Annotated in this window: 16 protein-coding genes, 1 tRNA gene and 2 pseudogenes; 9 read left to right on the top strand and 10 right to left on the bottom strand. The window is 37.9% G+C overall.

Translation table 11 applies throughout. From position 1 onward, the window contains the following. The 3 genes and pseudogenes from V5N67_RS03675 to V5N67_RS03655 all read left to right on the top strand — a co-directional run. Positions 1 to 1261, top strand: a 1261-nt coding sequence (locus V5N67_RS03675) for a YadA-like family protein (protein WP_332060546.1), incomplete at its 5' end; no start/stop codon positions are given. Positions 1262 to 1440: 179 nt separating this feature from the next. Continuing rightward, positions 1441 to 2181, top strand: a pseudogene (locus V5N67_RS06830) (class I SAM-dependent methyltransferase). A gap of 843 nt (positions 2182 to 3024) precedes the next feature. After that, positions 3025 to 3147 (top strand): annotated as a pseudogene (locus V5N67_RS03655) (phage tail protein); the annotation flags it as partial. A 185-nt stretch (positions 3148 to 3332) separates the two neighbouring features. Here the strand turns inward: V5N67_RS03655 and V5N67_RS03650 are convergent. Next, positions 3333 to 3406 (bottom strand) — tRNA-Met (locus V5N67_RS03650). 162 nt (positions 3407 to 3568) lie between these two features. Between V5N67_RS03650 and V5N67_RS03645 the strand changes: the two genes are divergently transcribed. Next, on the top strand, positions 3569 to 4525 hold the full coding sequence (locus V5N67_RS03645) for a Gfo/Idh/MocA family protein (RefSeq protein WP_332060542.1): 957 nt from the start codon (positions 3569 to 3571) through the stop codon (positions 4523 to 4525). A 52-nt stretch (positions 4526 to 4577) separates the two neighbouring features. Further along, positions 4578 to 5696 (top strand): DegT/DnrJ/EryC1/StrS family aminotransferase, encoded by a 1119-nt coding sequence (locus tag V5N67_RS03640; RefSeq protein WP_332060541.1) that lies wholly within the window; start codon positions 4578 to 4580, stop codon positions 5694 to 5696. Between the two features lie 229 nt (positions 5697 to 5925). On the opposite strand, the gene V5N67_RS03635 is transcribed toward V5N67_RS03640, so the two are convergent. Beyond that, complete coding sequence (locus V5N67_RS03635; protein ID WP_332060540.1) at positions 5926 to 6588, bottom strand: hypothetical protein; 663 nt, start codon at positions 6586 to 6588, stop codon at positions 5926 to 5928. Between the two features lie 27 nt (positions 6589 to 6615). Next, positions 6616 to 7212 carry a DUF1134 domain-containing protein gene (locus V5N67_RS03630; RefSeq protein ID WP_332060539.1) on the bottom strand — a complete coding sequence of 199 codons (597 nt, stop codon included), beginning with the start codon at positions 7210 to 7212 and terminating at the stop codon, positions 6616 to 6618. Between the two features lie 214 nt (positions 7213 to 7426). Between V5N67_RS03630 and chpT the strand changes: the two genes are divergently transcribed. Then, positions 7427 to 8065 (top strand): histidine phosphotransferase ChpT, encoded by a 639-nt coding sequence (chpT, locus tag V5N67_RS03625; protein ID WP_332060538.1) that lies wholly within the window; start codon positions 7427 to 7429, stop codon positions 8063 to 8065. 179 nt (positions 8066 to 8244) lie between these two features. Here chpT and ctrA read toward each other — a convergent pair whose 3' ends face one another. Next, positions 8245 to 8946 (bottom strand): response regulator transcription factor CtrA, encoded by a 702-nt coding sequence (gene ctrA, locus V5N67_RS03620; protein ID WP_332060537.1) that lies wholly within the window; start codon positions 8944 to 8946, stop codon positions 8245 to 8247. Between the two features lie 577 nt (positions 8947 to 9523). Here ctrA and V5N67_RS03615 point away from each other — a divergent pair. Beyond that, the gene (locus tag V5N67_RS03615; RefSeq protein WP_332060536.1) at positions 9524 to 9910 is read left to right on the top strand and encodes a flagellar export protein FliJ; all 387 of its coding nucleotides are present in this window, start codon (positions 9524 to 9526) and stop codon (positions 9908 to 9910) included. A 131-nt stretch (positions 9911 to 10041) separates the two neighbouring features. Here the strand turns inward: V5N67_RS03615 and sciP are convergent, their stop codons facing one another. After that, on the bottom strand, positions 10042 to 10317 hold the full coding sequence (gene sciP / locus V5N67_RS03610; protein WP_332060535.1) for a CtrA inhibitor SciP: 276 nt from the start codon (positions 10315 to 10317) through the stop codon (positions 10042 to 10044). A gap of 333 nt (positions 10318 to 10650) precedes the next feature. Between sciP and mnmA the strand changes: the two genes are divergently transcribed. Together mnmA and V5N67_RS03600 are read left to right on the top strand one after the other, a co-directional pair. Further along, entirely contained in the window at positions 10651 to 11874 is a 1224-nt protein-coding gene (gene mnmA, locus V5N67_RS03605; RefSeq protein WP_332060534.1) for a tRNA 2-thiouridine(34) synthase MnmA, read from the top strand. Between the two features lie 1721 nt (positions 11875 to 13595). Then, the gene (locus tag V5N67_RS03600; RefSeq protein WP_332060533.1) at positions 13596 to 14504 is read left to right on the top strand and encodes a cation diffusion facilitator family transporter; all 909 of its coding nucleotides are present in this window, start codon (positions 13596 to 13598) and stop codon (positions 14502 to 14504) included. Between the two features lie 91 nt (positions 14505 to 14595). Here the strand turns inward: V5N67_RS03600 and V5N67_RS03595 are convergent, their stop codons facing one another. From V5N67_RS03595 to V5N67_RS03575, 5 genes are all read right to left on the bottom strand, one after another. Further along, complete coding sequence (locus V5N67_RS03595) at positions 14596 to 15498, bottom strand: metallophosphoesterase family protein (RefSeq protein ID WP_332060532.1); 903 nt, start codon at positions 15496 to 15498, stop codon at positions 14596 to 14598. A 244-nt stretch (positions 15499 to 15742) separates the two neighbouring features. Next, positions 15743 to 17839, bottom strand: a complete 2097-nt coding sequence (locus V5N67_RS03590; RefSeq protein WP_332060531.1) for a hypothetical protein — start codon at positions 17837 to 17839, stop codon at positions 15743 to 15745. Continuing rightward, on the bottom strand, positions 17836 to 20640 hold the full coding sequence (locus V5N67_RS03585; protein WP_332060530.1) for a DUF4159 domain-containing protein: 2805 nt from the start codon (positions 20638 to 20640) through the stop codon (positions 17836 to 17838). Before V5N67_RS03585 ends, V5N67_RS03590 begins: the two co-directional genes overlap by 4 nt. Continuing rightward, positions 20637 to 21548: a DUF58 domain-containing protein gene (locus tag V5N67_RS03580; RefSeq protein ID WP_332060529.1), complete on the bottom strand. Its 912-nt coding sequence runs from the start codon at positions 21546 to 21548 to the stop codon at positions 20637 to 20639. The genes V5N67_RS03585 and V5N67_RS03580 overlap by 4 nt, the downstream gene beginning before the upstream one ends. Then, positions 21548 to 22579, bottom strand: coding sequence for an AAA family ATPase (locus V5N67_RS03575; protein WP_332060528.1), 1032 nt, complete (start codon positions 22577 to 22579; stop codon positions 21548 to 21550). The genes V5N67_RS03580 and V5N67_RS03575 overlap by 1 nt, the downstream gene beginning before the upstream one ends. Positions 22580 to 22638 lie beyond the last annotated feature (59 nt).

Below are 22638 nucleotides of genomic sequence, written 5' to 3'. Positions count from 1 at the left end.
GGATATGCTGAACGGTCAGTCTCCAACTTATGCGATCCAGAGTGCCAATTATATGAGTGTAGGTTCTGCTTTTACGGCAGTTGATCAATCTCTGACAGATATTTACGGTCGGATTTCGCATATATCGGGCAATGGTTTGGTAAAAAGTGCTGATGGTGTCATTAGCATTGGTGGCAAGAGCGATGGCAGAAAGGTGAGTATTGCCAATAAAGATGGCGAGCCTCGTATCTTTACAGGTGTTGCGAATGGAGAAGTTTCTGAGAGCTCAACAGAAGCGGTGAGTGGTTCACAGCTTTATTTTATGAGTAAACAATTTGCTTCTTATTTGGGTGGTGGAGCTAAATATGAAAATGGTGAATGGATAGCTCCTAGCTTTAATATTTCTCAATTTATTGACAGTCGTGCTGAAAAGATGAATTATAATAGTGTTTCTGGTGCTTTTGCTGCTGTTGATCAGGGTTTGTTAGATCTCAATAAGCGTCTTAATGACCTTCAAAATTATGTGCCTTCTAGCTCTGGCGGTTTAAGCTGGAATAAAGACAAAGAAATTTATGACGCGAATCATAATGGCCAAGCTGCTAATATTATGAATGTAGCTGATGGTGAAGTTGAGAGAGGCTCTACTGATGCGGTAAATGGTGGACAGTCTTGGGACATGAACAATCAGTTGGACAATCTTGGAAATAAAGTAGATAGTCTTGAAGAAAAATTAAACAATGCTGCAGGTATGAATATAGATAGTGTGGTTTCCTACGATACAGGTGACGATGGAAAAAAAAGCAATCAAATCACTTTGGCTGGTGGGAATGGAAGTGAGCCAGTTGTGATTGATAACCTTGCTAATGGTTATGTTGAAACAGGCTCAAAAGAAGCAGTGAATGGTGGTCAGTTACATGATAAGATGAAGACAGTTCTTGGTAATGCAGAAAAATATACGGATGAAAAAATCAGTGATGCTATAAGTCAAGCTAATTCACGCACTGATATGAAATTTGCGGCATTAAGTTATGAAATTGAGCATGTTCGGCAAGAGGCAAGACAAGCTGCAGCTATTGGTTTGGCAGTATCTAACTTACGTTACGATGATACGCCTGGGACATTAAGTTTTGGAATTGCTGGTGGTATATGGCGCAGTCAGTCTGCTCTCGCTTTTGGGGCTGGTTATACATCTGAGAATGGTAATACCCGATCCAACTTATCTGTAATCAATTCTGGAAGACACTGGGGACTAGGTGCAGGATTTACTATGTCATTTAATTGATAACAAATAAAAATAACTAGTAAAATTCTTACTTTATATTAAATCAGTCTTTTTTCAGAGTTTATGCTTAATATACTGGCTGAAGGAGAGCTCCTCAATTATATATATCAAAAATTATTAAGAGGGGAGAATAATCTATGATAGAGAGCATTCGATCATAAAATAAAAAGTTTGACGGGTTGGCTGATGATTACGATCGCTATCACCCACGCTACCTCTTCATTTTGTCCAAAACTACGCTGCTTTCCTTTAAGGACAAAAAGCATTTGTTCATCATGGATGTGGGGGACTGGCACAGGCATCGCATTAGAGGGAATTATCAAATTTTTAGAAGATAAACATCAATAGCATGCTATTGATGTATCGACAGATATGATAAAGCAGGAGAAAAAAGCTTCCTATTGTGCAGTGATATAAAGGCCGAGCTGAAAGCTTATTACCCAAAATCGGTGAGGTCGATCTTGTCGTTGCGGCACAGGCGTTTTAATGGATGGGTCATCCTCAATTGCTTTGTGCTATCTCAGAACAACTGCGAGGTGATGGTGTAATGGTGTTCATTCAAAGTAATCGCGATTTTAAGCATAGTGAATTTTTAGATGCTTATGAGACATTGTTAAAAGAAATGAGCCCCTAATTATTCTCGTTGTTATTGTTATAATTTTGATTTTTTATAGGAAATGGTTGATGGTTTTGGGGAAAATCCAGAAAAAGTTACTTTACATACGCATAATTGGGTGATGACAATTCTTTTTGAATCCTTCATGGGAATGAAGTTGCTCCTCAATGCAAGCACATCGTGCCATTGCACTCGCTATGGAGAAAAATATTTGCAAAAATTGGTTACATTAGTAAAGCAATATGAAGTGCAGGAAAATGTAGAGCTTTCGTATCGAAGTGAACTCTATATGTATGCAGGATAATCTTACATATATGGGGATCTTTAGCTATTTTTGGTGCGTCATAACAGGGCGATGTGCGGAAAATTTACGCATTATTAAGGCGTAGATTTAAAGACATTTGAATAGTTTTTTCTTTTTTTGCTCAAACTGACGTTTCGTTGTATGCAGTCTTCACTGTCTATTTAGAAGGTGGGAATCTTAACAGGGGACTTACTGGCTGCGCATGGCATTTAAGGAAGAGTATTTCTTTAACTTCTATATGACAATCGATCTTGATTATTGGCAGATTGAGCTGGGAAAAGCGTTTGTTACAGCCATAGTACAAAATTCGCAAACGTGAACTTGGGTGCATTGAAATTGTTTATGCGAAGCGTTAACTGAAAGCGGTTTAGTTTTTAACCAGCAGTAATAGGGGGTCTATCTGAACAATATTTTCTAAGTCAGTCATCCATTATATATGAATTGGAGTTAGTTAAAGGAACGATAGATAATATGTTTTATATTTAGGTTCCCGTGTATCACTTGTTAAGCAAGCAACTTAAAGAGGACTCAAACCATTCATCATTACTATAAAATTAAAGTATGGTATTGATAATTTAAAAAGATGTTCAAAAAGTATTAAGATTGGTAAACTTAAAAATGCTTACATCAATAATCGTCTTAACAATCGTCGGCGTAATCACTGGTTACGAAAAAGAAGTATTTACAGCAAGAAACATCCAGAACTGTTTGTAATTTCTTGGCTTTAAATCTTACAACTTATTACTTTGTTTTCGAGAGAAATATTTTCAAAAGTCGTTATTCAAGGGTTACGTATTTTATACGCGATCGGTGTATGTATTTTATTGAATTTCACCTGATGATCAACATGTTATTGCATTGACCCACAATCTTACCAATTTTTTAGATGATATGATTGTTTGCGGAGCGTTTTTTGGTGGACGTGTCTGGTTTTACCGCGACTTAAATTCGAATAGCAATTTACGACATAGAAGAAAACAATGCTCTTGGAGGGAGGGCTTTAAAAACACCTTTGAAGATTCCTTGAAAGCTCTTTAAAAATTCTTTGAAAAAAATGAACCGGTGCAAAATTTAGTGTCAAATTATGCAAAACCTAACGCTCAGCTACACTCATGTAAAGAAAGTATAGACTTTCCTAAAAAATACAACGGTAGCGGAGGAGGGATTTGAACCCCCGACACAAGGATTATGATTCCTCTGCTCTAACCTACTGAGCTACTCCGCCAAGACGATATTGTAAGTTCTCTTATCTTTTGCGGATATAAGAGGTAGAATAGCACGATGTCAAGCATCGTTTTTAAGCTTTTCGCTTGTCATTCTATTTTATCCCCGATATGGAGTATATAAAAGTATGTTTTTTATATGATTAGCAGGGTAAGGCATAAAAATGTTGCCACGTATAGCGGTTTTAGGGTGTGGTTATTGGGGGAGTAATCATATACGCACGCTTCAAAGTCTTGGAGCTTTAGTAGCAGTTTCTGATGTTAATATTGAGCGAGCAAAGAATTTCGCGCGCATGTATGGTGTTGAAGCTATTGCACCAGATAATCTTTTTATTCATGAAGATATTGATGCGCTAGTGTTAGCTTTACCTCCACAATTTCATACAGAGAATGCGTTACGCGCTATTAAAAATGGTAAAGATGTATTGGTTGAAAAACCAATTGCCTTGAGTGTATCGGATGCTGAGTGTCAAGTTCAGACTGCTGATGAATATGGGCGAATTTTTATGGTAGGTCATATTTTGCGGTTTCACCCTGCTTTTGAAAAAATGTATGAGTTAGTGACAGCAGGAGAATTGGGTGATGTACGTTATATTTATTCTCATCGACTAGGCTTTGGAAAATTTCATACACAAAGTGATGCTTTATGGGATCTTGCTCCCCATGATCTTTCAATGATTTTGGCTTTGACAAGATGTGAACCTTTTGAAGTTCGAGGAGAAGGGGCGGCTGTAATTGAGCAACTTTCTGATTTTTCTCATATTCATATGAATTTTCCAAATGGAGTGCGGAGTCATTTGTTTACTTCACGTCTTAGTCCTTATCGCGAAAGACGTTTAACGGTTGTTGGTACAAAGGCTATGCTTGTTTTTGATGATACGGAACCTTGGAGTCGTAAATTGGCATTTCATCGTTTTACTGTTTGGAAAGAAAATAAAGAGTGGGCTTTTGACACTGATAAGTTGAGTTATATTGATATTAATGAAGATTTGCCACTTACTTGCGAATTGCAACATTTCCTTCATTGTATTAAAACGCGTCAATCGCCTCGTACAAATGGCGATGATGCTGTTGCTGTTTTACGGATTTTAACTGCTGCTAGTGTCAATTATCAGAGATAAAAGAAAATAAGTAGTGCTTCTTTGCATTATTGTGATTATCAATGGAGTTAATATGCAATTCATTAACCTTGGGGCGCAGCGCGCGCGCATTGGAGATAAAATTAATGCTGCGATTGCACATGTTATTGCTAGTGGTCAATATATTTTGGGACCAAAAGTAACAGAATTTGAAGAGCGATTGGCAGATTATCTTGGTGTTAAACATGTAATTGCGTGTGCTAATGGAACTGATGCGTTGAAGATGCCTCTTATGGCTAAAAATATTGGCATAGGTGATGCTGTTTTTTGTCCTAGCTTCACGTTTTCTGCAACTGCTGAAGTTGTTGCTTTGGTAGGCGCTGAGCCTGTTTTTGTTGATGTTATGCCTGATACGTTCAATATCGATGTTGAAAAACTTTGTGAAGCAATCGAAATGGTTAAAAAAGAGGGACGTCTCAAACCAAAGGCAATCATTTCTGTTGATTTATTTGGGCTTCCTGCTGATTATCCCCAAATTACTGAAGTAGCTGCGAAGGAAAATCTTTTTATTATTGAGGATAGTGCTCAATCGATGGGTGGCAAAAGTGGTAATGTTATGTGTGGTACTTTTGGTGATGTGGCTGCAACTAGCTTTTATCCTGCAAAACCATTGGGGTGTTATGGTGATGGGGGGGCTATGATGACCAATGATGATGATTTAGCAGTACTTTTACGCTCTATTTTGTTTCATGGTAAGGGTAAAACGCAATATGACAATGTGCGTATCGGGTTAAATTCACGTCTGGATGCGATTCAAGCTGCAATTTTGCTAGAAAAGCTTGCTATTTTTGAAGATGAGATGGAAAAGCGTGTGGAAATTGCTCAATATTATTCTGATAATTTGAGAGATATTGTGACAGTTCCAGAAGTGGAGAATGGAGTTCGTTGTGCTTACGCACAATATACCATTAAGGTGGAAAACCGCGATAGTTTAAAGGATTATTTACAGAAAAATTCTATTCCCACAATGATTTATTACAATACCCCACTGCATCAACAGCCTGCTTATAAACACTTTCCTTATGTAAAGGGCTCTCTTTCTGTTTCTGAATCTTTGGGAAATTATGTTTTAAGTTTACCTATGCATCCTTATTTGATGAAAAGTGAGCAGGATATGATTATTCAGCGAATAAGAGATTTTTATTATTCGTGAAGAAATGCCTTTATCTTGAAAACTATTTAGCTGCAGTTTTTATTCGGATTACATCTTGGCAAGTGTTTTGTTGGGTTATTATTAAGAAAAGCAGGATGACATGAGAAGGTATTCTCTTAAATAGGGACGCTCATATATAAAGATCGTCCCCTGTATTTCAGTAAAGAGCTTTTTGTATGACATTAATGTGAACTTCAAATATTTATATTAAGTGACTTTAAAAAATAGTCTACGTAAAAGGTTTTTTTGAGAGGCAGATTATTTTTTCGCGAATACGGGATGCTAGGTCATTTTTGCTTTTAGAATTTTTGACAAGTGTGTTGATGGGTGAAGTTTCGCCATTTTGCAGAGCTATTTGAGCAGTTAATGCTGCAGCCAATTCTTTCGTTTCTTCACGCAGTTTATTTAGAAGTTGATGATGAGAAGTAGTGTCAAGATCATCGATCTGAATTTCTTGTAACCGTTGTTGATAGTGTGCGATTTTTTCACGCATAGTTTTGGTTTCCATTATGAAAGTATTTGTTGTGAGAGTGCTTTGTTCATTTTTTATTTTGATAGATTCTTTCTGGTGAGAGGGATGGGGTGTGCATTGTGTGGGCAGACATGATTGATAAAGCTGTTCCATTGCTTGGCTCAACTGTATTTTTTGTTGAGCGTATTTTTTTTGCAAAGAGTCGTATTTTTGTTCATTGCGCACTAATTCCACAGCATGTTGAGCTCGGAGAAAGTCGTAATTTGCTTGTATTTCCGTGAGTGATAATGGAATTTGTGCAGAAACAAATTGACGTGCAAAGTGAAGAGCTCTGCGCCAAATAAAGGGGGCGAAAAGCACCAATAGCCAAGAAGTGAAGGCGATTCCAAGAACAAAAAAAAGAAATGATTGGATAAGCATAAAATCCCCTTTGTAATGAGAGTCCGTTTAAAACGGGTTCCATGTCGGTTTGGGTGTTAATTTTAAATATCCTACATTAATACCAAGACGCGCACCAATTCCTGTACGTATTGGGACCAATAGGATATTGTCCCGTTTAAGGACGTGAAAGCCAATACCTGCTACTAGATAGGCCGAACCTGAAATACCGCCATAGCGTCCCCATAAACTATTTATATTATTAAGATTATAAATTAAGATCATTAAACGAGAACCTTGACCACCAAAATCCCATCCGACAGAAGGACCTTGCCAAAAAATTTTATGCTGGCCGTAGCTTTTAGTAAAAACCTTTCCCTCGCCATAGGTTAATCCAGCAAAAAAGGCGCCAGAAGCCTCTTCGCCTAAAATATAAGCGTTAGGATAGCCATATTGTGAAAAGATATTTTCAATTGCAACTGCTATTCCGCTTGCAGTTTTTCCAAAAAAAGCGTGGCCAGAGTCGATAATTTCTTGCAATGAGTAACGTGGCTCATTTTGTTCTATTAATCGGGGTTGAGTATGTGCAGCGCTTATAGCTACGAATAAAAGGAATATCAAAGATATAATGTTTTTGTACCAACGTAACAGAAGAGAGAAAGCCATGAGATTTTTCCTTTTATGAGTTACAAACAAAAAGATAATATGAGGATTTTTACCTAATTTAAATGAAAATAAGCTACAAGGTTGTTTAAATTATTGAATTTGTTTCTCAAAAAATAGCATAATTATTAAAATTCCATATATATATGCATGAGATGTTAAGAGTTTTGCGTTAAAGTGAAATTTTTGTTTGTAAATCTGGGAGTTATCAATAATTATGACGTTAGCTGTTTCCTTGAAATCTACTGATCTTGCTGCTTTACTTTGTAGCCGTATCTGCCATGATTTGATTTCACCTGTTGGCGCCATTCAAAATGCGATGGAACTCTACGATGAAGGGGGAGCTGAAGAAGACGCTTTGCAATTGGTGCGTTGTTCTGCTGCAAGTGCCTCTGCACGTCTACAATTTGCACGATTGGCTTTTGGTTTTGCTGGATCCGTGGGGTGTGAAATAGATACGCGTTCCGCTGAGCAGGTCGCTCAACAATATATGAAAGAAGAAAAAGCAATTTTAAAATGGAAAGCTCCTGCTCTGCTTTTACCAAAAGATGAAGTGAAATTTTTGCTCAATCTCTTATTGATTGCAAATGCAACAGTTTCTCGTGGTGGTGAAATAGTTGTTATGATTTTGCAAGATGAGAATAAGCGTTCTTTTCGATTTGAGATTTGCGGTAAAACTTTACGTATCCCTTCCCATTTTATGGACTTATATAGTGGAAAAAAACAAGAAGAATTTATTGATGCTCATGTCATTCAGTTTTATTATACAGTGTTACTTGCTGATATGACAGCCATGAAAATAAATATAGAGGAAACTGATAATCGTATTCTTTTAGAAAGTATTAAAAATCTTTAAGAAAAATAAAAGTGCCTAAGTAGTATCAAAAAAAGATAATTTAGATTCTAGTGATGATATAGGTAGCGTTTGACCCTCTTAATTTGCAGAATATTTTCTTTATGAAAGGGTTCTTGTGTTTGACAATGGAACGAAAACCTCGGCCCGCTACTCCGAGATTTTACAATGTGTATTATTGCTTAAGCGGTTTTGCGTACGTTTTCTTCAATTGGATCACGTAACACATAGCCGCGTCCCCAAACGGTATCAATATAGTCTGCACTAGAAGACACAGCTTCCAGTTTTTTCCGCAGTTTACAGATAAAGACATCAATAATTTTAAGTTCTGGCTCATCCATTCCACCATAGAGATGATTAAGAAACATTTCTTTGGTGAGTGTGGTACCTTTACGCAAAGAAAGAAGTTCTAGCATCTGGTACTCTTTACCCGTCAAATGGACAGGGCGTCCTGCAATTTCGACTGTTTTAGCATCAAGGTTAACAACGAGATCGCCAGTAACAATAATTGATTGTGCATGACCTTTAGAGCGACGCACAACTGCGTGAATTCGTGCAATTAACTCATCCTTGTGAAAAGGTTTTGTCATGTAATCATCAGCACCAAAGCCAAAACCACGTACTTTATCTTCAATAGCGCCCATACCAGAAAGAATGAGAACAGGAGTCTTTATTTTTGCTAATCTTAAGGTTCGCAAGACATCGTAACCTGACATATCAGGTAAGTTCAGATCAAGAAGAATGATATCATAATCATAAAGCTTACCTAAATCGACTCCTTCTTCACCCAGATCGGTGATATAGACATTAAAATTTTCTGATTTGAGCATTAACTCAATACTCTGAGTTGTTGCTTTATCATCTTCAATTAGTAATACGCGCATTTTAGATCCCTCATCTTACTCTTCTCACATTGAGAGGAGCTATTTTGTTTTATAAACAGCTAGTAAAACAATTGTTTATAAAAAATGATTCATAAAAACAAACACTTTTCAAAAAAAGTGTTTATGAATATTCCAGCAGTACGCGTAACAATCACCACTGAATTTCTCACTATCTATGATAGTGGTTAACAAAATGTTTTTATTTTTAAAAGAGGTTAACAAAATTTTTTTAAAAAAGTTATATATTTTTTATTTCATGGAAAAATGCGTTGTGATTTTTATTAAATTTTAACCTTAAAAAATCATTATAATATATTATTTTTTAATTACTTTTTTATAATTTATTATTATTTACTGAGTTTGAAACTTCTTTGATCTTATAGTGAAGATGAAAAGTAAAAAAATAGTTATCTCTCTTTAAAGTGGGTTATGTTTGCAAATACTTTAGGGACGTTGAAAAAGCTATAATTTCCAGTGAAAAGGAATGTTTATTTTTCGTAAAAAGAGAGCAATGAAGAGTATGCGTTAATGATGTGAATGTAAATTTTTGAGTTGGCACGTTTGAGGAGTAGTGAGTATGAAATCGCGAGAAAGTATGGTGCGATTGAAGATGTTTCAAGTACGTGGAAAACGTCGTGAAATTGCACAGCTTGAGATGATGATCAAAGAATTTGAGCGAATGGTGTTAGAGCTAGAAGCACAAATTGAAAATGAAGAATGTAAATCTGGAAACAATGATATTCATCATTTTGCTTATTCCGCTTTTGCGCGTGCGGCGCGGCAAAGACGTGATAATCTTATAAATTCGATTCGTGATTTGCGGCTTCAGAAAGAAAATGCTGCAATTGCTCTGCGTGAAGTCAAAACAGAGTTACAACGTGCACAGCGCCTTGGGGGACGGGGAAACGAGGCAACAGCAGATGATAGCTGTGTCTTGATGCAATCTAACTCCATGACTGGATAATATAAGCTGCAGCTTTTAAGAGAAGCTCTTTAATATTGACATGTTAAAAACAAAAAACAGCCAAATTTAATAAATATTTGGCTGTTTTGAATCGTATTTTGAAATTGAGATCCAATCATTATTAATGGTAATTAATACCTGTAGTGTTGAATCCTCGTTACTCGTAGTCCCGCTAAGCCGTGCTCATCGATTAAACTCTGCCATGAAAGAAATTCTTCCACGGTCAAAGTATAACGTTGACACGCTTCGTCAAGACTTAACAATCCACCTCTAACTGCTGCAACAACTTCAGCTTTGCGACGGATAACCCAGCGCCTTGTTGTTTTCGGTGGAAGGTCAGCAATTGTGAGCGGACTTCCGTCCGGTCCAGTAACATATTTTATTTGTGTTTTTGTCAAATTGGTCATTATTTCTTCTATTATTTCTTAAAGACTCGACTTGTTATGTAAAATATGAGTTTTAAAAAAGAGCTAAATTTATGGGAAAAAAATTAATAAAATAAGCCAATATTCTAAAAATATCACAAAAAGTAAGTGGAACAGTCTATTATAATTACTTTAGTTGCATTTTGATTCACAGAGTAAGGAAGATTTTCATTGTGCCTTATGTGCATTTTTAGCTGCTTTTTAAAAAAGTGATGCTATTGGTTGTAGAAAAGGATAAAAAAGCAATATAAAAAAACGATATATAGCGTGCATAAGAATATCGGTGAACGATACACTTTAAGTAGAGAATAAAATATGTTTTTGAATAGTCTTGATTTTCCAGGACAACCTGAAGATTTCCGCATTGTTGTTGCAATGTCTGGAGGCGTTGATTCATCGGTTGTTGCAGGTCTTTTGAAAAAAGAAGGTTATGATGTAGTCGGAATTACATTGCAGCTGTATGATCATGGTGCTGCCACACATCGTGTGGGTGCATGTTGTGCTGGGCAAGATATTGAAGATGCACGTCGTGTAGCAGAAATGTTGGGGATCCCGCATTATGTTCTTGATTATGAAAAACGATTTCGTGAGGCTGTGATTGATCCTTTTGCAGAAAGTTATGCACACGGAGAGACTCCCGTGCCATGTATAGCATGCAATCAGAGCGTTAAGTTTGCTGATTTATTAGAAACCGCACGAGACTTGGGTGCAGATGCTTTAGCAACGGGGCATTATATTCGCAGCCGCCCCCGTGGCGAACATAGAGCGCTCTTTCGCCCTCTCGATTCTGAACGTGATCAGAGTTATTTTCTTTTTGCAACGACACAAGAGCAGATTGATTATTTGCGTTTTCCACTTGGGGATCTTTCAAAAACGCGTGTTCGTGAAGTCGCAGCAGAAATGGGTTTTGTTGTTGCCAATAAGCATGACAGTCAGGATATTTGCTTTGTTCCGCGGGGAAAATATTCCGATGTTATCACAAAATTGCGACCAGAAGCTGCTAACCCTGGGGCTATTGTACATATTAATGGGCAGGTTTTGGGAAAACATTCGGGAATTGTCAATTATACTGTTGGTCAGCGTCGTGGCATTGGTGTTGCAACTGGTGAAGCGCTTTATGTGGTTTATCTCGATGTGGAAAATGCGCGTGTTATTGTTGGTCCACGTGAAATGTTGGAAACACATAAGCTTTTTTTGCGTGATGTAAATTGGCTTGGTGATGAACAGTTGGACAGCTTCCCTTCTGATGGTGTTGAGGTTGCAGTAAAAGTTCGCTCAACTTGTTCTCCACATTTGGCACGTTTGCATTATCAAGAGGGAATTTTTTCTGTTGATTTGCTAGAGCGTGAAAGTGGTGTAGCTCCAGGACAAGCCTGTGTTATTTATGACGATAAGAGTGATGAAGCACGTGTTCTTGGAGGTGGTTTTGTGACGCATTCAGAGCGTGCTGCTGGTACTGAAGTGATGTTGAAGCGCATTTTGTGCAATCTGGAAACAAAAGTGTCTCTTTCTTCTGAATGTAAAACAACTGCTTCTTAGGCAATCTCTTGGTAAGCAAAATATACACCCATTATGGGATGTTTTTTATAATTTAAATATTATTACCTTTAGCAGAGCTAATCAGAATCGGCAAAATATGCTTATGCAAAATCTGTGCAGTATCGAGTCTGTAAACCAAAGAGAAGCTGTAGGCTATAGAAATGTGTAAGACTTTTATTTTTGTAAATGTGGATGAGCAAGCTATCATTTATTCTTTGTTTTTAAAGTTGTTTTTTCTGGAGAATGTGAAGCAGAGAGGAAGAACATTGAGAATTTGCATTGTTTGAAGTCTTATAATGCTGCTTGTATCAGCATCTTGCATAGAAGATATTTTTAAAGTTATCTCAATAGAGAGTTTGGTTGGTTTTTTAGTAAGCAAGTTGCATAAGGTTTTCTCAATGATAATGCCATCATAAGTAATAAAGGTGGGTGCATTGCGAAAAATGTAGCTATATTATCATAATAAAGATACTGCATAAAACCAAAGGCAAGGTCTGTTTTGAAAAAAACTTTTAATGATAAGAGCGTTCTGTGTTGGTTGACACCAAGTATACCACGGTGAATATGGAAGCCCATAATATTACATATGTTTTTTTGCAAAATACGATAAATGAGATAGGGCTAAATGGAACATGTTAATTATGTTGCTTGTAAATGGGGATGGGGTGAGAGGTGTTTTGTCACTATGAGCAACTTGGAGTGGAAAATTCTTTTGAGTGCAGCAATGTTAACAATATATTACTGCTTTCAGTGATAAATTGGTGTTATTGCCTGACAAAATTTTTTTATGAATGTTACAATAAGTATTCAGGCACGAATTGTTAGCTTCGTGGATTGTTGTGATATTCAAATTTATACGAAGATTTTAGCGTTATTTTTTCTAAATTTTCAGATGCTGAATATTCACTTTATTTGTGAGTAGAGAAGTAAAAAATTGCATTATTTTAAACTTAAGGTAGAATCTATGTTGACATAATACAACTATAGGTATAGTATGAAAATACCGAGTGCGGTGCGATGTATTGTTTCCGTATCGGGTGCAGGGCTTTAGGTCCCCGCTATTTCCTAAGCTCTGTATACCCTTAATTACTAAGGGAAAAGAATCTGGGTCCCCAATGCCCAGATTCTTTTTTTGGGGGAGGGATGAGAGTTCTCAGTTCTCAGTTCTCAGTTCTCAGTTCTCAGTTCTCAGTTCTCAGTTCTCCTTATCTTGAAAATAATTTTTAAGATTGTTGGGGCAGTCATAATATTTTTTTACAGTATAAGAATAAGGTTGCCAGCAAAACGCTGAGCAACCATTTTTGTGCTTTGTGCAATTATTCTGTTTGGTACGATGTTTAAAAAGTTGATAGAGATGGTGCGTTAGCGTGAGGAATTTGAGCAAAATAACACGGTGCTTTTTTCAATCAGGCAACAACAACGTTCAGTGACGCAAGAAATTATTGATAATCAATGAGATGTATTTAATTTTTCTTGAGGAGACTGGCTTGTTTCTTTTTTCATCATATCCACGTTACTAATGCCTTTTTATATTCATTGCGTTATGGTGTATAAAACAGAGACGTTGTTGCAAATGATAATAGTGAGTTGTGGAAGCACCTTTTATTGTGTGCTGAAGCGTTTGTGAGATAAGAAATATTGTCCTGACAGGTAAAAAATATCATAGGGAGTATGGTTAAAAGTGTTATTACTTATTGGGTGAAGAAGAAGGGGGGGATGTTATGGATATAAAAGTCAATATACAAAGCTTAGCTCTACGCTCTATTTTTATTGCTTGTATTGTTTTTTCTTTGAAATATTGGGCATATCGCATTACTGATTCGGTTGCACTTTATTCTGATGCATTAGAATCAATTGTAAATATACTTGCAGCATTTGCAGCGTGGTGGGCTGTTAAAGTAAGTATGAAGCCAGCGGATCAAGAGCATCCTTTCGGACATCATAAAGTGGAATATTTTTCTGCTATTCTTGAAGGTATACTAATCATTATTGCAGCAGTTATGATTGTAAGAGAAGCATGGATATCTCTTTCCACTGTTGAATTAGTACAGGAGCCTGGAATATGGCTTGTTATTCATCTTGTAGCCAATGTTATAAATTACATATGGGGGCGGGTTCTTGTTCAGCAGGGGAAAGTTCATCGCTCACCAGCTCTGCAAGCTGATGGGATGCATTTCATAACAGATGTTTTTACTTCGCTTGGCATTTTAATTGGTCTGATTGCTGCTTTTGTAGGTGGATGGGCTCTTTTGGATCCAATTTTGGCGATAATAGTTGCTGTTAATATTCTTTTACAGGGAGGAAAAGTGATTAACAGTGCCATTCAGGGGTTAATGGATGCTGGAATTGAGTTAAATGAAACTATACGGATCCGTGATCTGATTTCTGCAAATGCACATGGTGCGCTTGAAGTGCATGATTTACGTACGCGTGTTGCAGGTAGAGCTACTTTTATAGAGTTTCATTTGGTTGTGCCAGCTGCAATGCAGGTAGGAGAAGCACATCAAATTTGCAACAAAATTAAAAGTGTTCTTAAAAAAGAAGTGAATAATGTGCAGATTTCTATCCATGTAGAGCCTGAAGATGAGGCTAAACTACCTCTTGGGACGACAGTTGTCCCTTTTGTATAAAGAATTTTTATAAGAGTGTTTGCCAAATAATATCACTGTTTAAAAGAGCATGAAATAAGTAACATTTTTGTTTTTATTTGAGTGCCAAGAATTAAAAATCAATTTTTTCAGTGCACGCTATTTCATTTTTTTGATTGATGATACTATAACGTTGCAGCTGACAGTGCCATTCATGATGCAAGCGTTCAATAGCAAATAAGTTAAAGCCAGCAGGAGGTTTTTTGTCACCAAAATTTTGCGATGCGGAAGCAACTCCGACAATAGGAATTTTTTTCATGCTTCCTTCGATGATATTTAATGTGGGTAGATGAGTATGTCCGTGAAGAATGAGTTCGCAGCCGTGATGTTTGATCACTTCTTGAAAACGTTCTATGCCCCATAATTTTTTATGCCAAGAGGTTGCATGGGAAAAGGGAGGGTGATGTATCATTACCACACGAAAGAGATTGCGTGCTGCAGCTTCATCTAAAAGTTGCGATAGAGCTTGTGCTTGCATTTTTCCAAAATAGCCAGAAGCTTGAAAAGGTGGTGTAGCAATGGCAGAAGAAGCACCTATGATAGCTACATTATTGCGAATGCGCATATAAGGAAAGGAAGAGGTACTTTTTTGAGGGAAATCGCCTTTGATCCAAGGTTGCAGGAGGATACATGCCTTTTGGAATGCTCCGCGGACATAAGCATCATGATTTCCAAACGTTAAAGAAATGTTTTGAGGTTGTCCTTGATTAAGCAACCAATGACGAGCTTGTTCAAATTCTTTATTAAGAGAAAGATTGACAAGGTCTCCAGAGATTACAAGGTGGTCAGGATTTTTCTTTTTTAAGGCGTCCATCAAAGTTTCTAGGACATTTGTTGCCATTTGTTTCTTACGTTTTTTTTGCCAATTAAGATAGCCAGTAAGGCGCTTCCCAAAAAGTTCAAATAAGGAAGGTTGCGGCAAAGGTGAAAGATGCACATCCGATATATGGATAAGATAAAACATAGGTGTTAGCATAGCGCTGAAAACGATTTAGGCAATAAAAAAGAAGAGAAGCTAGTGTATATTTGAGGCAAAAGAAGATTGTTAAGTGAAAAATGATTTATTGAAAATACGAAAAACGCATCTGAAAAATTTATACTTTATTGGTTTTTGAGTTATAAAAAATGAGTATGTGCAATTATTGTTGTATTATTGGCAGTGTATATTTTTTTGCAAGATAACGGCATTCTAAAGTGGCTATACAAATTTTCAAGATTGTTTAACGGCTTTCACGATACCACACGCTGCTAAACAGTAAAAGACAAGCAAGCAGTGCAAGAAAGCCAGAAAAAATCGAAAAATAAAAGGCACTGATTAAACGCGTTTCAGTTGTTTCTTTCAGAATAATTGAATGCGTAAAAGGAGATGTTTGTTCTGTTTGTGACCGAGTCAACTTGATAGGGGGAAGGCTAATATTTTTTTCTTCCTTATGGTGTAAACGCATAATGTGCCCGCCAGTATGTTTACTAATAGGGGCTAGTTTTTCTTCTGTTGAAATGAGGTCAGACAATTCAAGGTTATTGAGCACACCTACAGAAGAAAGTACTGTTATATCCTCGTTTCGGATGGTGAAAATCCCTGTTTCATCGGTGTGAACAGTTGCTGTAAATACACCTTCTTTTTCTTTCGTAAGAGTGATATTTTTTTTCTTTCCAGAGGGGAAAGTCACTTCGACTGGTTCTGGGTGATCTTTAAGCGTTTGGCGACGAATTGTTAAACGATGATGGTCACTTGTGGTGCTTAATTTTTCTTCCTCAAGCTCTGGCTCTTTCATAAGCCAATGAAAAATTCGACGATAAAGGGCTGCATAAGGACCGCCACCTTCAAAACCTCGTGCCCAAAGCCAACTTTCGTCGGAAAGCAACATGCCTACACGTCCTTTATCAACATGGGAAAGAAGTAAAAGGGGCTGTTCATCAGCACCTTTCATGAGAGCAGTTGTTTTATCTGCATTTTGAATTGCAATTTGTCGTAGCCACCGTCCCCATTGAGAGGCTGGATAAGTGGGCGTTGCAAGATCTCGCGTAACAGGGTGACGTTCACCTTCTCGTGTGATGGTGGGACGAAAAGGTTTTTGAATAATAATACCATTTGGTAATGCAGGCAGAATACTTATCAAAGGGGTTTGGGCAAGCGAATATTGTTGCGTAAATTCAGGTCCCGTTACCATCAACAACGCACCACCATTTTTGACATATTGGGCGATATAGTCATAATAGATGAGTGGAAGAACAGCGGAATGTTGGTAGCCATCAAGGATAATGAGATCAAAATTATTAATCTCTTCTACAAACAATTTTGTTGTGGGAAATACCACAAGTGACAATTGGCTTAATGGCGTATTGTCTGCTTTGTTGGGGGGACGCAAAATAGTAAAATGAACAAGGTCAATATTGGAATCGCCTTTTAAAAGATCACGCCATGTCCGTTCACCATTGTAAGGCGCGCCTGAAATAAGAAGAACACGCAGATTTTCTCTAATCCCTTCAATAACAGTTATGGCACGGTTGTTTTGAAAGCTTAATTCACCTTTATGTGTATCGGTTGCAACTTGAATGATATTTTTTTCAGCATGAGGAAGCGTAATTTCAGTTTGAAAAATGATCCCTGGGGTTACAGAATAATGACCAACTTCTTGGTCGTTAACGCTTACAGTAATGTTTGCTTGCGCTGGTAAAAATCCTTGGGGTTTGCCTTTATCTTCTACCAAGATGGAGAGCTTTTGTGGCTTATTGATAAGAGCAAAGCGGGGAGGAGAAATAAATTTAACTTGGCGATCAAATTCGTCCGATCTTCCTGTTATGAGAGCATTGATAGGGGCTTTGTGGTGAAGGTCTACTAATGGTGGAATATCATGCACTTGTCCATCGGTAATCAAAATTGTACCAGCGTAACGAGATGGCGGTATATCAGATATAGCTTGGGTTAAAGCACTAAACAAATTCGTTGCGGGTGCATATTGATTGTTAGAAAGTTTTCCAGCATCAATAAAGCGTGGCTCAAATTGTGGATAACGAGCCAACAGATTTGTTAATTGCGCGCGTGCTTCATTGGTATCATTTATACGTGTGCCAAAAGTTTGGCTTTCACTACGGTCAACAATGATGCCTACAGTGCTTTTAAGTGGTTCGCGTTGTTCTGTTACTATTATTGGGTTAAGCAAAGTCAAGATAAGTGAAGCCAATGCCATAAGACGTAATAAAGAGCCTCGGCGGTGTATAACTAAGCCGATAATTGCAAAAAGAGCCGCTCCCCCCCCTAATAATAGAATCCAAGAGATAGGCAAAAAAGGTTGAAAAGTGATGAATGAGATCATTGCCTTCTTTCTCTGTTAAAGCGTTCCAATAGCGCAGGGACATGAACTTGATCAGCTTTATAGTTTCCTGTAAGTACATAGATAACAATATTCAATCCTGCACGAAATGCCCACAGGCGTTGCATCGGATCATCGGAAATAAGGGGATATTTCCACGTGCCTTTTGCGTCTAGTGCCCAAGCACTAGCAAAGTCATTTGCGGTGATAAAGAGAGAACTTACGTTATCACCAGTGGTAAGAGGATTCTTATTTTTTTTATTCATTGATGATGCTTCAACCCATAAAGGTGACCCACGGTAAAGACCAGGAAAATCTGGCATAATATAAAAAGAACGTGCAACGACATGGTCTTTTGATGCTGGTTCAAGGGCTGGAATATTTAATCCTTGTAAGATGGTTCGTAACCTTTGGGTGGCTGGGGTGGCTGTTCCTTCAAGACTAAGATTGGCATTTATCTGGTCGCGCGTGTCAAATAAAACTGTACCTCCATGTTTCATAAAGGTATTTATTTTTTCAAGGCTTTTTTGTGTTGGTACAGGGCTGTTAGAATCTATCGGCCAATAAATAAGAGGGTAGAAAGCAAGCTCATCTTTATCAAGATCAAGCGCTATCACAGAGCTGGGCGAAAGCATTGTACGTTCTGCTATGAATTGGCTTAGTGTCTCTAGTCCGCTTTTACTTGTTGCATCAATTTCATGATTATTGGTTATAACATAAGCAAGATGTGTGGCGCCTGCTGCTTGCACTATAGTTTTATCATAATTTTCTGTTTCTTGTGCATGAACGGTTGGAATATGTGAGAATAAGGTGATGAAACCTATTGTGAGAGAGAAAATAAAGAGCATATTGTTTTGTCGGTTGAGAAAAAAAACGCCTCCCACCCATAAAGCTAAAAAACTATCAAAGGCGAATAATACAATCGCTAATCCTAAAAGTGTACCAATGAGATGTTTTTCTTTTGTATCATAGGATAAAGGACTTTCACTCAAGGAGGTGGGCAATGACGATTGTTTCATTAAACGTGATGAATGATTTAAAAGATTAAGTGCATAAAAATTATTTTTAAAGCCGTAAAGTCCAGGTGGAGTACGGTAGGAGGGCAAAGGTGGGTTTTGCGCATCAATAACGAGTGGAACAGCATGAGAGGGGGGAGTTTGTAGCATGCCATCAGCGGTTAATGTCTGCCAAGGATGGTGTAGTGTTGCTGTATTGATGTCTGCTGGGATTTTATTTTCATAAGCACTGAATGTGATTAATTTTTGCAACATTTGTGCAAAAAAACCAGAAAGAGGAAGATTTGACCATGTAGGATCTGGCGCAATATGAACAAAAATGAGTGTGCCTTTGCCACGACTAGTTGCTGTAACAAGAGGGGTTCCATCAGCAAGACTGAGCCACGTTTTTTCAAAAAGATCCGAGCTTGGTTCAGCTAAAATTTGGCGTGAAACGGTTACATCTTTTGGAAATGGAAGGTCAGAGAAGAAGCTATTTTTTGCAAAAGGTGCCAGTTTTTGTGGTTTAGCCCAAGACATCACACTCCCAAGCAGGCGTTTTCCAAGGCGCAGTGGTACTGGCAATAAGGTATCATGCTGTTCTGTAGTACTTAGATTTTCTCCTGCAAAGCGAATGAGTGTCCCTCCTTTATTTACAAAATCAGAGAGCCTTTTTTCTGCTTCTTTTGACATATTGACAATGTCACCCATAATGAAAACAGACGGATTTTGTTTAAGTAAATGATCAATATCAACTGAGAGCTCTCTTCCTCCCGCTGTTATAAGCTGTGTGTGATCTTGTAATGCCTTGATAATATAGTAAAATGGTGAAAGCAAGGGTTGTGCCATTTCATTGATACTTGGAGAGAGAAGAGCAACACGGTTTACGCGATTATGGCTATCAATTAAGAAAGTTGCAGCAGCATGGGCGTGATTTTCGATTTTTATCCATGCTATATCATTGCGTAATTCAAGTGGTAAATTAAAAGGAACAAGAGCTGCTGTTTCTCCTTCGTGAAAGCTTGTTGTAAAGCGACCAAGAAGTTTATTGTTTAAATCATAAAGGCTTAAATTGATTGTAGCTTCGCCGTGCATGGTTGCACGAATGGTGCGTGCGACGATGTTTCCATTATTATTTTCTATAGCTGTTATACCCATTAAATCAGAAATATCAGCCAAATACCACAAGAGTGTTTTGGGTTTTAGCTGTTCAATAAGGGCAAAAGCCTGATCATCTTCGCTCGTTTGTAAACCATCGCTTAAGTAAGCAATGTCAAGAGATTTTTCTTTGTTTATTTCAACAAGTTTTTTGAGTGCACGCACGCGGTTAACAGGCCAAGGTTGAGGTTGCAAATTCATTAAATGTTGTTTTACAACTTGTGCGGAGAAAGGACCAATATGAGAGATGTCATTTTCAGCTGTAGCAAGCAAATAAATATTTTTTTGATGTTTTTCTGCTTGAGAAAGAAGAGTTTGGGCAACAGTAATACGTTTTTTCCATTCTTTCGCAGATGCCCACCCATTATCGATAATGAGTGCAAGTGGTTGAGATCCAGAGAGTGTAATTGGCTTTTGATTCCAAATAGGCTGCGCCAAAGCAATAATAATCACTGTTGCCATGGTTAACCGTAACAGCAATAACCACCAAGGTGTATGGCGGGCAGCTTCTTGCTGATGCGCGACTTTAGGCAAAAGGCGTAAAGGGGGAAAGAGTTCTTTCCGCGGACTAGGAGGGGTTATCCGTAATAACCACCAAATGATTGGTAAGGATAAAAGCCCTAATAAAAGGAGAGGAGCGCCAAAACTCAAAATGACCTCCTTGCATAAGATGGAGAGCTACCTATTTTGTTTGCAAGCTGTAAAATAACTTCTGTTAAGGGGCGGTCAGTTGGACTCACATGATAGTTCCACCCTTGGCGTGAACAAAAATTTGCTAATTCTTGTCGTCTTTTTTGATATAGTTTGCAATAATGTTCACGGAGGCTTTCTGCTTTTCCTAAAACGCACTTTTCTTTCGTTTCAGGATCAAAAAATTCTGTACGACCTTTATAAGGAAAGTATTCTTCTGCGGGGTCAGCAATTTCAACTAAATGGGCAGTCACTTGTTTTGCAGATAAAGCTGCTAACTGTTGGATGATTTTTTCAGGATGATCAAGAAAGTCGCTTATTATGATGATATGTGAAAAGCGCGTAATGGTTGAAAAATCCGGAAATGAATTTTCTGCTTGATAATTCGTTAAAGCGAGTGCCATGCGTTCTATTACGTTGGATGTCATTGTGGGGGGCATTAAATTGGGGATAGCAATATATTCACCGCTGCGAGCAAGAAGTGTTGCCAATGCAAGAGAAAGAATAATAGCGTGGTTCCCCTTAGAGATTTGAGAAAAGCGTGAACAATAATGCATAGAAGCACTCTGATCAGGCCAAATCCACACTGTTTGTGTCATTTCCCATTCATGTTCACGTAGGTAAGTATGTTCATCACGTGCTGAACGGCGCCAGTCGATGTGTGTAATGGATTCTCCTGCAACATAAGGGCGAAATTGCCAAAAATTTTCTCCGTTTCCGCGTTTGCGTCGTCCGTGCCATCCAGTGATCAATGTATTGGCAATAAGGCGTGCTTGTAAAAGACAATACGGCATCTTTTCAGCATCTTTATATAGCTGAGTTGCAAGTGACAGCGGAGATTTTTTTAAAACTTTTTTGCCAATGGCCATTAGAGGGCGTCTTTCACAAGAGTGTCGATAATATTTTTTATGGTTACATCTTCAGCTCGTGCAGAAAAATTGAGTGCCATGCGGTGTTGTAATACAGGCTGAGCCAATGTTGCAACATCATCAAGTGAGGGGGCTAAACGCCCATAATAAAGAGCGCGGGCGCGGGCACAAAGTGAAAGTGCTTGTGATGCCCGAGGTCCAGGTCCCCAAGCAACATAATTGTTTGCAAAGGTGTTATCTTTATCAGGGCGGGCTGAACGGACTAGCTTTAAAATGGCATCGACAACATTTTCGGAAATGGGCATTTTACGGACAATTTTTTGAATTTTTTGCAATTTTTCTGCTGATAAAATTGGTTGTGCACTTTGTGTTTTTTCTATTGTTGTTTCTAAAATGATACGTCGTTCTGTCGTAAGATCGGGATAATCAATGTCGATCTGCATTAAAAAGCGGTCAAGTTGTGCTTCAGGAAGTGGATAAGTTCCTTCCTGTTCGAGAGGGTTTTGGGTTGCAAGCACGTGGAAAGGTTGTGGCAAGTCGTAATGGACTCCAGCAACAGTGACATGATATTCTTGCATAGCTTGCAGAAGGGCTGATTGCGTGCGTGGAGAGGCACGATTAATTTCATCAGCCATGAGAAGTTGGGTAAAAATAGGACCTTTGATGTAACGGAAAGAGCGCTTGCCATTTTCGTCTGAATCCATAATTTCAGAACCGATAATGTCTGATGGCATCAAGTCGGGTGTAAATTGGATGCGCTTTCCATTAAGTCCCAATACTGTTCCCAATGTTTCAACAAGACGCGTTTTTGCTAAACCTGGAGCACCAACGAGAAGAGCGTGACCACCAGCTAAAATGGCTGTTAAGGCGTATTCAATTACATGCTTTTGACCAAAAATAACTTTATCAATTTCTTGCTGTAAAACATCTAATTCTTTGTGCACTGTATCAATATCATCAATGATTATTTGAGCTTCGTTACTGATATTGGCATTCTTAATAGAATTAGATAACGTATCGCTTTGACTCATATTATTTCCTTAAGGCATTTGTCGTAAAATTGATAATTTTTTCTGCATGATAATGAATA

Source organism: Bartonella rhinolophi (genome assembly GCF_036576165.1).
Taxonomy (GTDB): Bacteria; Pseudomonadota; Alphaproteobacteria; order Rhizobiales; family Rhizobiaceae; genus Bartonella.
This window is presented reverse-complemented; position numbering and strand designations above follow the sequence as displayed.